The sequence below is a fragment of the Amycolatopsis sp. NPDC041971 genome (genome assembly GCF_055588925.1).
Window position 1 is genome coordinate 50,258 of the sequence record NZ_JBVJCE010000027.1, and the last position, 13,337, is coordinate 63,594.

The 13,337-nt window shown below is 61.8% G+C and carries 15 protein-coding genes; 5 read left to right on the forward strand and 10 right to left on the reverse strand.

All coding sequences use genetic code 11. The annotated features are described in order from the left end of the window. Positions 1 to 190: 190 nt before the first annotated feature. The 4 genes from ACZ6DT_RS37635 to ACZ6DT_RS37650 form a co-directional block, all read right to left on the reverse strand. Positions 191 to 1,987: an ADP-ribosylglycohydrolase family protein gene (locus ACZ6DT_RS37635; protein ID WP_465604153.1), complete on the reverse strand. Its 1,797-nt coding sequence runs from the start codon at positions 1,985 to 1,987 to the stop codon at positions 191 to 193. Next, positions 1,984 to 2,715 carry a DarT ssDNA thymidine ADP-ribosyltransferase family protein gene (locus ACZ6DT_RS37640; protein ID WP_465604155.1) on the reverse strand — a complete coding sequence of 244 codons (732 nt, stop codon included), beginning with the start codon at positions 2,713 to 2,715 and terminating at the stop codon, positions 1,984 to 1,986. Before ACZ6DT_RS37640 ends, ACZ6DT_RS37635 begins: the two co-directional genes overlap by 4 nt. After that, complete coding sequence (locus ACZ6DT_RS37645) at positions 2,715 to 4,103, reverse strand: 3'-5' exonuclease (RefSeq protein WP_465604156.1); 1,389 nt, start codon at positions 4,101 to 4,103, stop codon at positions 2,715 to 2,717. Before ACZ6DT_RS37645 ends, ACZ6DT_RS37640 begins: the two co-directional genes overlap by 1 nt. Positions 4,104 to 4,434: 331 nt before the next feature. Then, positions 4,435 to 5,724: a hypothetical protein gene (locus tag ACZ6DT_RS37650; RefSeq protein ID WP_465604157.1), complete on the reverse strand. Its 1,290-nt coding sequence runs from the start codon at positions 5,722 to 5,724 to the stop codon at positions 4,435 to 4,437. Between the two features lie 566 nt (positions 5,725 to 6,290). On the opposite strand from ACZ6DT_RS37650, the gene ACZ6DT_RS37655 reads away from it, so the two are divergent. Next, positions 6,291 to 7,340 carry an NB-ARC domain-containing protein gene (locus tag ACZ6DT_RS37655; RefSeq protein ID WP_465604159.1) on the forward strand — a complete coding sequence of 350 codons (1,050 nt, stop codon included), beginning with the start codon at positions 6,291 to 6,293 and terminating at the stop codon, positions 7,338 to 7,340. An 89-nt stretch (positions 7,341 to 7,429) separates the two neighbouring features. Here ACZ6DT_RS37655 and ACZ6DT_RS37660 read toward each other — a convergent pair whose 3' ends face one another. The 3 genes from ACZ6DT_RS37660 to ACZ6DT_RS37670 all read right to left on the reverse strand — a co-directional run bounded on the left by ACZ6DT_RS37660 (position 7,430) and on the right by ACZ6DT_RS37670 (position 8,319). Then, entirely contained in the window at positions 7,430 to 7,624 is a 195-nt protein-coding gene (locus ACZ6DT_RS37660; RefSeq protein ID WP_465604253.1) for a hypothetical protein, read from the reverse strand. A gap of 209 nt (positions 7,625 to 7,833) precedes the next feature. Further along, a complete protein-coding gene (locus tag ACZ6DT_RS37665) occupies positions 7,834 to 7,959 on the reverse strand; it encodes a hypothetical protein (protein WP_465604161.1) in 126 nt (41 codons plus the stop codon). Between the two features lie 168 nt (positions 7,960 to 8,127). Next, on the reverse strand, positions 8,128 to 8,319 hold the full coding sequence (locus tag ACZ6DT_RS37670; protein ID WP_465604163.1) for a hypothetical protein: 192 nt from the start codon (positions 8,317 to 8,319) through the stop codon (positions 8,128 to 8,130). Between the two features lie 620 nt (positions 8,320 to 8,939). Between ACZ6DT_RS37670 and ACZ6DT_RS37675 the strand changes: the two genes are divergently transcribed. Both ACZ6DT_RS37675 and ACZ6DT_RS37680 read left to right on the forward strand, forming a co-directional pair. Continuing rightward, a complete protein-coding gene (locus ACZ6DT_RS37675; RefSeq protein ID WP_465604164.1) occupies positions 8,940 to 9,281 on the forward strand; it encodes a hypothetical protein in 342 nt (113 codons plus the stop codon). Positions 9,282 to 9,612: 331 nt separating this feature from the next. Further along, positions 9,613 to 10,035 (forward strand): hypothetical protein, encoded by a 423-nt coding sequence (locus tag ACZ6DT_RS37680; protein ID WP_465604166.1) that lies wholly within the window; start codon positions 9,613 to 9,615, stop codon positions 10,033 to 10,035. 52 nt (positions 10,036 to 10,087) lie between these two features. Here ACZ6DT_RS37680 and ACZ6DT_RS37685 read toward each other — a convergent pair whose 3' ends face one another. After that, a complete protein-coding gene (locus ACZ6DT_RS37685) occupies positions 10,088 to 10,501 on the reverse strand; it encodes a tyrosine-type recombinase/integrase (protein WP_465604167.1) in 414 nt (137 codons plus the stop codon). Positions 10,502 to 10,562: 61 nt separating this feature from the next. Continuing rightward, positions 10,563 to 11,438, reverse strand: coding sequence for an integrase core domain-containing protein (locus ACZ6DT_RS37690; RefSeq protein WP_465604169.1), 876 nt, complete (start codon positions 11,436 to 11,438; stop codon positions 10,563 to 10,565). A gap of 200 nt (positions 11,439 to 11,638) precedes the next feature. On the opposite strand from ACZ6DT_RS37690, the gene ACZ6DT_RS37695 reads away from it, so the two are divergent. Beyond that, complete coding sequence (locus tag ACZ6DT_RS37695) at positions 11,639 to 11,776, forward strand: hypothetical protein (RefSeq protein WP_465604171.1); 138 nt, start codon at positions 11,639 to 11,641, stop codon at positions 11,774 to 11,776. Positions 11,777 to 11,850: 74 nt separating this feature from the next. Then, positions 11,851 to 12,144 carry a hypothetical protein gene (locus tag ACZ6DT_RS37700; RefSeq protein WP_465604172.1) on the forward strand — a complete coding sequence of 98 codons (294 nt, stop codon included), beginning with the start codon at positions 11,851 to 11,853 and terminating at the stop codon, positions 12,142 to 12,144. A gap of 420 nt (positions 12,145 to 12,564) precedes the next feature. Here the strand turns inward: ACZ6DT_RS37700 and ACZ6DT_RS37705 are convergent, their stop codons facing one another. Next, the gene (locus tag ACZ6DT_RS37705) at positions 12,565 to 13,320 is read right to left on the reverse strand and encodes a hypothetical protein (protein WP_465604174.1); all 756 of its coding nucleotides are present in this window, start codon (positions 13,318 to 13,320) and stop codon (positions 12,565 to 12,567) included. Positions 13,321 to 13,337: the final 17 nt, after the last annotated feature.

A 13,337-nucleotide genomic window follows, 5' to 3' on the forward strand; every position in this document is an offset into this window, starting at 1 on the left:
CGCGATGTCACCTGCCGACGCCCACCAATGAAACGAGACCGGCCTACCAACGCGCCATCGTGCAACTTGCATATCGTACTCCGATTGGTGCGGCTTGGCCGACCCATCAGCCACTTCACCACGCTAGGATCCGCGTAGCCGTCGACACGGAACAGTCGACTCCTTTCCCCAATCGCACTCTGCAGACCTATCAGGCTCGCCGATTTCCACCTTTGGCGATATCAGAAGTCGATTGTCTAACTCGAACAGTTCTACCGTCAGGATCTCGCACTTCAAATACGCCATCCCGAACAACTAGTTCCGACTCGCGAAGCCCAAGCCTCGATTTCATAGACGAAAAGTCGTCGACTGCAACATTTATGGAGACCAAGTCTGAATCAATAGGGGAATCATCGGGGGCTTCAAACATCAATAGTCGAGAATTTATCTCGGCCATACCAGCCGAAACTGGTATGTCTCGCCCAATAAGCCGAGCATAGAAACTGGCGGTTTTTGCAAGATTTCTCGCGGCAAGAAGCGCTTCGACACGCTGCCTTGACACCCCACTCCTGGCAACGGAAGAAGCGGAGCTCGTCGAGGCCGAGGCAGTATTACCACTTACGGTAACCCGCCCTGAAGCGACTGTCTCCTCCTCGAGGACAGCTGATTTCCTATCCGTAGCACTTGTCAACTTCAACGGAGTGTCAATCAGTGCAGTCTGTCCGTCATCTAGCCTAAGCTTTGCTCGCAATACTTCTTGACCAAGAAGCACAAACTCGTCGACGCGATAAGAGCGTCCATCCGGAAATTCCCCGCCGACCGCTTCGCGCTTTGAAAGAGCTTCCCTAATCTCGCGACTCAGCGTCCGCGACCGCTTGGTTGGCCAGGATGCAGTCGACTTGCTTTGCGTCGCGCAACGAGCAGCCATATCGCTGACGTAGCTAGCATCTTGCACTGTCGACGCTAGAACCCCGAGCCAATCAGGCCCGTGTAATGCACCAAGGATTCCCGCAGTAAGCGACGCCAATGTATCCGTGTCTGCTTTATTCAAGTAAGCCGCAGAAAGCAGAGCTTCATGCGGACGCGCAGCAAATCTGCTTGCAAGGTATACAGCTCCAGCAGCGCTGACCGTTCCGGCTCCACCGATATCCTTATCTGTGCATCCGATTTTCTCCAATGTCGACTCAGGGTCGCTCATAGCACCCTGCCCAAGAGAATCTGCAACTATACCGAGGAGCTGCTCCATCTCTTGATTTGTTTCTCGCCAAGTTGACGCAAACTGTTCAACTTCGCGCGCAGAACCCCAACCTTCAGGAAGAAGCGAGATAATATTCGCGACATCGACCAATCCAACGACGGCAGCCTGAACATTTGCCCCGAATCCGTGAGTTCCTGTCGACAAGAGACAGCTTCGCAATACAAATGCGTAACTTAGCGCCCCGACGAGCGCCCTTGGGTGTCCATGCGTCGCGATCCCATCGAGAAGCACCCGCCGAATAAGCTCATCCGGACTGTGCGCGAATAGTACGTGCGGAGAGATGCGCATAGCTACGCCGTTAGCACCCGCGTTGCGATATCGCGTAGCAACTCTCGACGCCTGTGCTGAACCTTGACCTCTCCACGGCGGCCTTCGATCAGCCCAAGAGGACGCAGCAGTTAACACCGCCCCGCCGCCACCGCGCTGATAGAAAGGCCAAGCCGGGAGCTCAACCTCCGTGAGGCGCATCCACCAAGATTCGCCGGCCAGGCAGCACCTAGCCGTCGCAAGAAGCAATTGGGTGTCGTCGCTGTATTCGCCAGCTCGTACTGGGTCACGGTAGCGCCGTGTGTATTGCCCGGCATGGCGAGTCCAGTCGCGAAACTCGAGGCGTGGCACAGCTCGATCGCGTTCCTTCTGCCCGCCGATCAGGTTGCCGCGGATCTCCTGAGGCCAGCCCAACGCGTCACCGGCGGCCGCCCCCAAGAACATTCCCTGTGCAGCACGCGAAACATCTTCATTTCCAGTCATGGTGTCGCCTTGGGTCGCGCTGGTGGATACCAGGCCGTCTCAGAGAAATACCGGCTAAATCGGACAGCAGAGGTTATGTCTGCCGGACTGAACATACCGGGCGAAACAACCCAGCTCACGTGGCCGGGAGGCAGTTGCCCAAACCGTTCCAACCGTCCGTACTCCTCTGCAGCCGCAGCTTCTGTCGGAAAGACGATCGCACGGATCGCCGAGATCGGCACAGGAGCGACTACAAGTACTTCAGCTTGTACATCCGTGGGGCTTGCTGGGTCATGACTCGGGCCACGCGAACGAGTGAAGCCTCCCTGTCCAGAAACCGAATGCGCATAGCAGTCCCGGAGGCCCTGAACACCGGCAATAGCCTTCCCTCCAGCAGCAGCGGCATTACGAGGACAGAATAAGGTGCCTTCGACTGCCGCCACCGACTTGTCCAGTAGCAGGCAGACCCAATCAGGGTAATTAACAATATCATGCTTCTGTCGTGCTATGTTGAAATAGAAACCATTTGGATACTGAAGACTGCAGCAAACCTTATCGGGATAGCCATCCAAGCGTTGACGATCCGTGGGCCGGTAGCAAGCTCTAACATCTGCGCTAAGATCTGCAACGCTGCGCAAACGACCGTCGCTCACAATGTTTGGCAGGTTCATGGCGGGCGTGAAATGTGTTAGCCGTGTTACCGGATGCGTTAATATCTCGACCACAACCGCATTGTCATACGCGATCATCAGTGCGCCACCTGATACAGACCAGAACCGGAAGGCGGAAGCAGCGACGTCAGCTGACCCGTGTAGGAAATTACAAGCTCAGCTCGTGCGCGAGTGACTCCAACATAAAGCAGCCGACTCTCTCGACTTGCAGCCTCGTCGTAACCAAAAGCAGTAACGGCGTCACTGTCCGGGCAGCGGTCAGCCCCGCAGAATGGTAGAAATACCACGTCGAACTCAAGCCCTTTAGCGGAATGATAGGTCCCGGCATATATACCGGGGTCAACCTGCCAGCGTCGCATGTCATCGTGCAGCATCCGGACTCCGGATAAGCCTTGAACAGCCTTCCTGGCTTCGCTTCGGGTACGCGCCAGTATTCCCACTCGACTCGTTCGCCCAACGCGCGCGGCAGTACTCGACACCGCCTGTACCTCGTCTTCCCGAGAGGAATACCTGCTCAGAGTGGGCTTCGCTCCTGCTGCGCGTTGCGACGCACGAGGCTCCACCAGGTCCGCAGAATCGGCGAAGTGGGGCATTTTAGCCATCGCGATCGCTAGCCGGGCGACTTCCGGGCTATTACGATAGTTGTCCAGAAAAACCTCAGCCTTGGCTACTTTCAAGCCGCATGAACGCCATGATATTCGCTGCCCATAGATCTGCTGAGCGTAGTCTGCAAATAGAGTCAGGCTGCCATCTTCTGGGAGTGCCTCTGCTAGCGACCGTATCGCCTCAGGGAAAAGATCCTGTGCCTCATCAACTACAACGTGCTTGTAACGACGTGGATTAGCATCGGTCGCCAGTGACTCACGTACCGAAGCCGGAAGAGAAGCCCAATCATACTTGTACCCTCCCGCTTTTCGGGAGGCGAGGTAGCCATCACGGATTGCCCAGACCGCCCGCCGTTGAGCAGGCTGCAGAGCTGCCATGCGGCCGACGCGGTCCGCATCAAGATACGCCTCAATAGTATTTAGCCCGTTACCATCAATCCATTCGAGCTCGTCAAGAAAGAAGTCGTTTGGGCGGTCAAAGAACTTGTTGGGCTTGTAGACTGCAGCAGTGGATTTTAAGGCTTGAGCCAAGTGAAAGCGTCGCTGATCAGGCCCTGCGATCTGGTTGTAGCCCATCTTATTCTGCGATGCAAGGTAGCCGCGGGCAAACTTCCCGTAGGTTTCGATAGTCACCCCGGGAAGTTTGTCTCCGAGATGACGGAGATACGTCACCAGTGAGTTGTTGTAAGTCAGCAGGAGCGTTGGTCCTGAGTTCCGGGTGCGGTCGTCGGCCAGATGAGCAGCGCGATGGATTGCCATCACAGTCTTGCCGGTGCCTGCGGTACCGAGAACCACTTGGTGACCCTGGCCAGCCAAGTAGACGACGTCACGCTGGCGGCCTTGGGGTACGGGTAGGCCCATAGGTGTCTCCCTGTAGATCACCGGCGGATGGGAGTTGCCACCCGCGTGGCACCGCCGAGAGACCGTCGACTCTACCTGAACACCTCGGAAGGTCCTACGTTATTTCTCGGGCTCCTGACTGCTACCCAGGCACGCCGCACTCAGATGGAGGTCGGCGAAGCAGCTGGCTAGGCAAGCATTGACCCGCGCGCCAGCTCATAGCCCCGCCACCAGCAGCAGGCCTACCCAGGCGTCACATCGGCACACCAGAGCAAACTGGCCAGCCTTCCGGTAGCGTCGGAAGGAAATCGGCGGTCTAGACGCACCGTATCCGCGCTTTGGCGATGACGATTCACTTGGTGCTGCCGAATATGCCCAGCACATTGGGGAGCTGCGAGTAGCTGCTCGGGTCGTGGCGGCCGAGGGCTTTCAGGCCGTAGGTGGCCAGCCATGCCACGCAGAGGGTTAGCACGGGAAATTCAGCGTTAGCCGGGATCAGGTGGAAGTGGCGCAGCAGCAGGTAGACCGCCAAGGGCGCGACGCTGACCGTTATCTCGACCGCCAACCGCCCCGCCAGGGCCAGGTTGCTCCTGACCACGGCCGCTGTCTGCTCGGGGTCGTCCGGTAGTTCGCCGAGCCTGCCGGACAACAGTGTGTCGGTGAGCCGGAGCATCTTGTCCAGGTATTCCTGGCGCGTGGTCCGTTCCGGCAGTACCAGGCACGTGCACAGGATCTCGATCGACTGCCCGGCGCGCACGCAGCGCTTCTTGAGCTCTGACGAGGCGAGCGGGCTGCGCACGCGCATCGATCGCCAGATCCCGTGCTGGAGGATGCGGGCAACCTCGCGCGTGTGGGTGACGAGTTGCCGCCTCGTATCAGGTAGCATGAATTCCTCATCGTCGTGGGCAAGCTCAATACAGCGGACGAGCGCGTCTATTGCGGTGGCAGTTGAGTTTCGCAGCGTGCGTCGTCGTCTGGCAAACGCGCTGATCGGTGGCAGCATGAGGGCTACCGTCAGGAAGAAGGCGTAGATGAGCACGGTATGCACCAAGAAGTACAGGTCGGCTCGTTCGCGAACGTGTCCGACGATCATGTGCACCGGCCCCTTGTCGACAATCTCGCCATACACGATGAGCCCCGCTGCTGCCTCCAGCGCGACGTAGAAGGTAAGAGCAACGAGGAGCCCCGTTCTGGGCAGATATTTCAACAGCAAGTGCATTGCCCAGGCGACTGGAAGCATGAGAAAAGATGTTACGACCATTCCCACCAATGCCCAACCGATAAGGCCCGGTGCTTGGAAATGGCGAACGATCCGGTATTCCACGGCGATCAGTACCATCAAGAAGGCTGCCGCGCCGAGTAGTGCGAACCGCTGGATCCTTACTTTCTCGCGCAGAAGGTAGCGTTGATGCTTCCGATACCTGGCAAGATCCAGCTCAAGAGGCAGCGCCAGATCAGCAACAGCCCGGCACGCCAGGTTCTGACGGCGGTATCCATTCTCAATGAAGTGCCGAAACTCGCTCGCCCTCCCTGGTGGGTCGGTGCTTAACCACCACTCTCGCGTTCTGCGGCGTGCCTTCTTTCGCCATGCTTCGGCCAACGAACGGGTCCGGTTCCACAAGGTCAGCTTCTCCTCCGCCATGGCAGGTAGGTCGCTCCAGGAACCAAGATCGCTACCTTAGCCGTTGAGAGGCGGCGGTCCGCCTTCGCGATCGGATGGCCGGATCGCTGCTCGCTCGTCGGCACTGGCGGTCGATATCGGCGGCAAAGTTGCTGGCGTAGGATTTCAGTATCTGCTTGAGCGCCGGACAGTGAGGCTTGGGCGGATCCGCGAGGTAGAAATGTCACATATTCACGCGGCGCTTGTGGCAGGTGGCATCCTCGCACGACTTCTGGTCTTCGATGCTCCTCGGGACGAGGACATGCTCGCCTTCTGTGATACGGGTCAAGATCTGTTCATCCGCGCCTGGCCCACCCGCTAGTCGACGTCGTGCCTCGGCCGGACGGCCACCTCGCTGACACCACACCCCTGGGAGAATCCATGCCATCCACGCAGAACTGGGAGTTGAGCACCGGAACCGCCCCTGGGACCGATACCTGCGGACGCCGATCCGCGACACCTCCGCTCGTGGAGAGCGACTGGAGCTGGGGCCGGGCCGGCTAGCCGATGGGAGCGTCGTCGAGCCCGCGAGCGCTGTGGACGTGTCGATGGCCCTGCGTCTCGACTGCGCCGCGGGAGCGCTGTGGTTCGTCGTTGCCATGCCGGAGCCACCGGAGTGGGGTTGGTCGGTGCTGGGGGGTTTTGGCAAGACCACGCTGGCGTCGTGGGTGTGCACACAGACGCAGCAGCATTTCCGGGACGGTGTCTACTGGTTCCGCCTGAACAGCGATACCGACGAGTCGGTTCTGATCGACCTCCTGAGTACCGCAGCGGCTGTGCTGACGGGCCATGACAGGGAGCGGCCTGCTTCGATCGAAGGTGCGACGGAGGCCTTTGCGGCAGCGCTGGGTGAACGACGAATGCTGCTCGTGGTCGACGGGTTGTCCGAACGGGCATACCTGGAGCCGTTCCTGGTAGGCGGTCCGCATTGCATGCGTCTAGTGACAACCAGACGCAGGGGACTCGTGCGAGGCCGCGAACTGGATGTCGAGGCTATGACCGGCGCAGAGGCCGGGTCTTTGCTGTGCCGGGACGTCGACTCGTCCGTCGAGCCGCCGGCGGCCTTGCTGGACAGAGTGGGCCGGTGGCCGCTGGCGCTGTCACTGCTCAACGATGTGTTGATTGGCCACGTCCGTCGACGAATGCCAGTCGCTCAGGCTTTCCACGAGCTGGATGCCGCGCTGACCCGCTGCGGGGTCGGGCTGCTCGACAGCCTCACCGACAATGACAGCGGCCCGAAGATCGGCGCGACCCTCCAGCTGAGTCTCAACGAGTTGGCCGCGACCTCTCCCTTCGGCGAGGCGTCGCTGGAGCGATACCTCACCCTCATGGCGTTTCCCGATCGGCTACCGGTGCTCTACAGCCTGCTCTCTGCGCTATGGGACTTGGACACGGTGACGATGACCAGCGAGTGCGACCGGTTCTTCCGTCACTCCCTGGTTGTCGAGCTAGCCGAGGACGGCGTGCGTCTGCACGACGTCATCCGCGATCACCTGCGCCGTACCCACCCGGAACAAGTTCGCGATGTCAGCCGACGCCTGCTCGACGCCATCCTGGAAGCGGAATTCGGGGCATCCGGCGTCGCACTGAAACTCTGACCGTCGCGCCGAAACGGGCTGACAGCGCCTTACTCCGCGCGGGCCCTGCCGATCGCTCATGGACCGGCCGGGCCCGTCGAGAAGCCCGCTTAGGCGAGGTCGAACCGGTCGAGCTCCATGACCTTGGTCCAAGCTTTCACAAAGTCGGCGGCGAACCGCTCGCGGGCGCTCTGGCCCGAGCAGACCTCGGAAAGCGCCCGTAGCTGGGAGTTGGAGCCGAAAACCGGTTTGCCGTGGCCCTCCAGTCGGGCGACCAAGACATTTAGCAATGCCTCGCCGACCACCGTGTCCTCGTTCTACTCCGGTTCGCCGGTCTTCGCGTCGGCGTGGGTGGCCATCGCCGCAGCAGCACCGTTGTTACGTTGGTATACCGTAGGAACGGGCATGGCCGTCCCGAACCCGGCCTGACCGGCTTCGGGACGAAGCTCATCGTCCCGAGCGATCCGCCAGCATCTGCGCGACCGCGCGGCCAGGGCACGGACGAGCGGGAAGGCTATTTTCCCGGCAGTTTGCCCTGCGCGAGATACGCGGCCGCCTTGCGCAGAACCTCGTTCTCCTGCCCGAGGAGCCAGTTGCGTTTGCGGAGTTCACGTAGCTCAGAGGACTCATCCTGCGTCACGCCGGGCCGCTTGCCGTCCTCGACGTCGGCGGCACGTATCCAGTTCGCCCACGACGGTCAAGGTTGTCATCCGCGCGGACGCCGGGCGCCTTTACACTTGCCGACCGTCCACTACCCCTTTTAACCGAATACCCGGCAATAGCCCACGCCAGTGAAAGGCAAGGACACTCATCGCGCCTCATAACCCTTGTAGCCACTCGATCGAGTAGTTTTACGGTCGATCAGATCAGCAGATCGCAGAATTCGGGTGAAGTCGGCCTGTTTTCCTTCATGCGCGGGGTCACGGCAAACCTGAGGACCTTTGGTGGCCAGGATCGACGCAGTCGCCTCGTCAAGCGCCCATCCGGCTTCGGTGCTCACCGCTCGACGACCCCTGCGTTGAACTCGCTCTCGCCACTGGGGGAGTGTCCGACATGGTTATCAGTCCACGACCCAGAAGTGACCTGAAAACCACATAGAAACTAGGCCATTCGCATTGCGAATCCCGTGACTGAGATAGCCCATTCGGGGGTCATATGCCTTTCCATTCGAATGGGCTACTGTGCCGCTCCAGGCGACTGACTACTATTCGCTTGGGTGATGCGCATCACTCCCACGTGGATTTCGGTTCGTCATTCCCTTCCAATCGGAGCGCACCGTGAGAACTCCCCCGCTCGCCCCTGACGATCTGCGGCGTCACCATGGTTCTGCTGCCCCTCCTCCACGACCGTCAACGGCAGCGGTCGTGGAGGAGGCCAGTCCACCTGCGCGGCACCATTCACCGCCGACATGGAACGCGCGGACCGGCACAGGCTCCGGCACCGCCAATCCGCCGGCCACCGACTCATGACGAAAGACCGGCAATGGGGCATGGCGAAGTGGCATGTCAACTGCTTCGTCGCGGGCATTGCCTGGGCATTCTTTCGGCGCGACTGCCTTCACTGACCCGGCGGCCACCCCCGGTGAACCCGGCTCAGTCATCTCAACGAAAGGAAACTGTTTTGTTCTCGATCAAGTCAATGGGCCGCGCCGCCGTCACGGCGTTCGCGGCCTTGACCCTCGCCGGTTCCGTCGCTCTCGTCTCGACGCCGGTGGCGTCAGCGGAGCCGGTCGGCGCCATGACCATTGCGAGCGTGCAGACGCTGTGCAACACCAACCAGAACACCTGGGTGCGGAGACTGCCCGGGTACAGCACTGAGGTTCTCTACACGATTCCGGCGGGCGGAGGCTTCCGCATCGTGGACGGCCCCGTGTACGCCGACGGTGTGTGGTGGTACTACGGCCACGGCAACGGCGGAGTCGACGGCTGGGTGCCCGAAGGCAACCTGACCGGCTGCCACTGATCATGACCTGACGAGTGGCGTCCGGGGCCACTTCCACCCCGGACGCCACTCGGCGGGAACGCCGCCACTGATCCCTGTCGAGCCAGCTCGATCGAGAGTCGCCAGCCAACTTCTACCCGACGGCAGGTCGTTCGATGAGCACCATCGAGCGTGCTCGGTGACAAGGAGCAACAGTGACAGGTATGAAGCGTGTAGCGGCTCTGGCGTTGCCCCTGGTCTCCGGACAACCAGGGGAGTTCAACACCAGAACATCCTTACCCAGGCCAACTGTCCGGGCTCAAAGTGTCCGGCCCGAAGAGAGAACCTCAGCAGTCCAGACGATGCCACCTTCATGGCCCCCACGCAGCGCGCCCGCATCCCCGGCGTCGCGCACCATCAGCGCGTCGGCGAATCCTTCGACATGATTGAGCAGTTCTCCCGAGTCACGAGCAGTCATGATGAACTACTCACGCGCTTTCCACCGATCGGCTCGCAGATTGATGCGGTGATTGAGCAGATCCATCGCTGGCATCCCCCGGTGTCAGTGCGTCTCAGCATCCGCCCTGCCGATCTGGAATCGTTGGCCTGGCCCTGCGACTTCTGCAGTGAACAGACCACGGTAAGTCCAGGCGGCGATGCCCTCGTCCTCGACGCGCGCAGCAACGACGGCCCAGGAAGCCACAGTGTCATCACCCACCGGCACTGCCGAGCCGAGCGGATCCGCCCAGAGAACGCCGGAGAGCGCGCACGAGCACTCAAGCTCGGGAAAACGTGACGATGGCCCAACGCGTCGCATCTCGCCCGCCCCAAGCTGATCAACTCGTAGTTCAGAGAAACAGGCATGTTCGTGCTGGCAAGGAGTGCCGTAGGGGCGGCCGCACTCGCCGAAGCTGAGCTTCCTCGCCTGGAAGTGCTGCTGGAACTCGGTCCACTCCTCCTCGGTCGGCTCGCGGTATTCGGCGGGCGGGCGCTGCGCTCGCCCGCTCGTCGAGAAAGCGCCGATAAGACCGAACCAGCTCCTCGTCGAAGACCGCGGTGTAGACCTGCGTGGTGTCCAGGTGCTTGTGTCCCAGCAGGCGTGCGGCGATGTGTATCGGGAGCCCGTTGTTGACCGCGTCGGGCGCGAACATGCGGCGGAAGTCGTGGGGCGTGCACTGCAACGGCTGGTTTGCCGCGTCGACCAATCCAGCCAGTTCGGCGATCTGGTTCAGCCACTTGATGACGGTGCAGCGGCTCGGCACTTCAAACCGCCAGCCGACGTGTGGGGTTCCATAAGTTGGTTACCGGTCTTGACCAGTGGCTCTATGCGGCTCGTTCGTATTCGTTGATCAGGCCCCCGAGCACCTGCTGTCGTTTGATCCGCTGGGAGTTGAGGTCTGCCACGGGGTGGGTCGGCCGTGGTGGGCAGAGTTCGCGGGAACGATGCGGCCGTCGACCGTTGTAGTGCCGGATGTACTCGGCGAGCACGGCGCGCAGATGCCGCTCGCCCACGATCAACATACGGTCGGCGAGCTCGGTTCTGGCCGTGAGCACAAACCGTTCCGCGTAGCAGTTCGCCCGCGGGCAACGCGGAGGAATCTTCACCGCCTCCATGCCGACGGCGGCCAGGACGATATCGAACGAGGCCGCGAACTGGCCAGCCCTGTCCCGGATGAGAAACTTGAAGTCGTCGCCTCGATCACCGAGATCCATCACGAGGTTGCGGATCCGTTGCGTAGTCCACTCGCCGTCCGGATTCGGTGTCATGCCCAGGATGTGCACGTAGCGGCCGACGGCGAACACGTTGCGCAGCACTGCGGTCAAGGCCAGCCCGAAAAGCACGAACGTCAGCGGGATGGTGACGATGCTCGGGACGATGGCCAGCACGCCGAACGCGACGAGCAACGTCGCCGACAGGGTGCGCCCGAAAAGGTAACCGAGACGTTCGACCCTGGCTCGTATCAGCAGGAGATGCCTACGCAGTGAGGGGATCCCTTCTGGCATCCGCAGCCGACGTCTGACCGGCTCAATTTTCGCCACCCGTCGTTCGCATGGTGCTGTCGTGGTGGGCGTCATCCGTCCTTCGGTGGTGCGCAGGAAATAGAGCAGGACCACGAGCACGCGCAACGCGGCGTCGCGCCGGCTGCGTCGTGCGGCCAGCCCGCCGGTGAGCGCCAGCACGGTCACGAGCCCAAGCACGACGGCGAGGGAGAGGGTCGCCAGGACCGGTGCATGGGTGGCGATGACCAGGCCAGCTCCTACCGCACCGAGATCGCCGAATCTGACTGTTCGTGAGCGAGTCATTGCGTTTTCTCCGAGTATGCCGATGCCGTGTGGTTCTCCCAAAGGTTGGCCGAGTTAAGGGCGCGACGACGCCCCGGGCGTCGAGGCTGTCGAAAGTGCAGACGTGCACGTTCGTGCGCGAGGCGGACGGGCAGTGGCGCGTCGCGGCCTTTCACAACACCCGGCGCAAGCCGCTGATGGAACCCATCTCCTTCAAGACAGCCCCCGGCACGATCCCGGCCGCGCAGAAGTGACCGTTCCGGCTGTCCGGCGCACGGTTTTGGGCCCCGGGGCGAGTGAGGGCATCGGCCGCGCGATAGCCCGCGCAATGGCCGCGGAAGGCTATGCGGTCACCGGCGTCGCGCGCGACGAAACGCGCCTACGCGAGGTCATCGACGGGCTGGGCGAGGGGCATGCGGCTCTTGTCGCGGACCTGGCGACCGAGGACGGCCTCGGCCGTGTGGTCCGCATCGTGCAGCAGAGCCCGTTCGACGTCCGGGTAGTTCTCCCCGCACACACCGCAGCGTGCGGACCCACCCACGTCGATGAACTGCAGATTCCCTCGGAGACAGCGTCCCCTCCGCCACCGTGCCAGCGAGTGTCGCGTGATACCGAATTTTGACCGTTCGTGCAGGTCAACGCGGAGCTCCTACCCATCCGAGTGTCAGGCCATGTCGGGTCGTACCAGGCTCTACTTCGGCAACAGAGCCCAATCGGCGACAACGTTGTCCCGCTCAGTGGGCGATTCTCTATGTCTGAACCAGACCGGCGAGTGTGACTGGCGGTGACAGAAAGCCACGACGATCCCGCAGTTCGGTCAGGGCCGCCCGCAGGACGCGAAGGGCGACGGCTTCCGCATCCTCGCAGGTAGCCCACTCGACAAAGAGGGCGGGGCCGACGGGTGGACCAGGCGCAACGCCCGCCACAGCGCGCTAGCGGCCCACTGAGTGCCTAACTGCGCCTACAGATGTTAGTAGGCACGGAGCACGGATCCCTGGTGGGCACACGCCGAGACGTAGCTACGACGAGGCATCTGGCGACGTCAGGTCGCGTGAGGTGTGCGGTCGAGGAGGGTGACGTCGGCGAGGTCCGAGTAACGGCTGGGCAGGAGCGCGACCTTCTGCTCCGGAAACCTGTCACCGCGGTAGCCGAAGATCATGGCACTGTTCTGCCCTCTGGTCTCGGTAGTCAGCGCGCGGCGGGCGAAGGGTGAATACATCGAGGCGTGTTTAAGCCATGCCGCTTCCTCGCCGTGGTGATCGAACCCGCGGCCGATAGCAGCGTGAGCCAGGGCGTCGTGGACGGCTCGGAACATCGTGTTTTCGTCGTCGGTGAGCAGAGGGTGCGGGTTGTCCGAGGCGTTGCTGGCGTAGACGCGGAGCTTGCGGTGTGCACGCAGTTCCTCGGCCATGCAAACGGAGGTCTGGTACGGGTCGGTAGAGACTGGCTCGACCCGTACACCGAGACCACCCAACATAGTCGAGGACGTCAGGTACTCAAACTGCAGGCGCGTCTCATCGCGGAAGGCCTCGAAGCTCGCCACTGCCCGTTCGTCAAATGAGGGCGCCTCCAGATAGGCGGCCGCGATACGCAGCCCACGGACGGGGTCGACAACCACCCGGCGGAACTCCAACGCGAGGGGGGTGACGCCGCGGCCGCGGCAGTAGTCGGCACTGCCTTCGGCGAGGAAGTCGACCTCGGTAAAGAGCTGCATGGATGCCTTGTCCAGCGAGCCCGCCGCCCGGAGCCGGTTCCGCAGCGGCGTACCTGCCTGCTGCGTAAGCATCGATTCAATCATGGAGTGAACAGTAAATG

Excerpts from the sequence above, each read along its gene's own strand:
- ACZ6DT_RS37650 (WP_465604157.1), bottom strand. The coding sequence starts at position 5,724 with ATGGCGGAGGAGAAGCTGACCTTGTGGAACCGGACCCGTTCGTTGGCC.
- ACZ6DT_RS37655 (WP_465604159.1), top strand. The coding sequence starts at position 6,291 with ATGGCCCTGCGTCTCGACTGCGCCGCGGGAGCGCTGTGGTTCGTCGTT.
- ACZ6DT_RS37635 (WP_465604153.1), bottom strand. The coding sequence starts at position 1,987 with ATGACTGGAAATGAAGATGTTTCGCGTGCTGCACAGGGAATGTTCTTG.
- ACZ6DT_RS37700 (WP_465604172.1), top strand. The coding sequence starts at position 11,851 with ATGGCCGCGGAAGGCTATGCGGTCACCGGCGTCGCGCGCGACGAAACG.
- ACZ6DT_RS37645 (WP_465604156.1), bottom strand. The coding sequence starts at position 4,103 with ATGGGCCTACCCGTACCCCAAGGCCGCCAGCGTGACGTCGTCTACTTG.
- ACZ6DT_RS37640 (WP_465604155.1), bottom strand. The coding sequence starts at position 2,715 with ATGATCGCGTATGACAATGCGGTTGTGGTCGAGATATTAACGCATCCG.
- ACZ6DT_RS37680 (WP_465604166.1), top strand. The coding sequence starts at position 9,613 with ATGGCCCCCACGCAGCGCGCCCGCATCCCCGGCGTCGCGCACCATCAG.
- ACZ6DT_RS37705 (WP_465604174.1), bottom strand. The coding sequence starts at position 13,320 with ATGATTGAATCGATGCTTACGCAGCAGGCAGGTACGCCGCTGCGGAAC.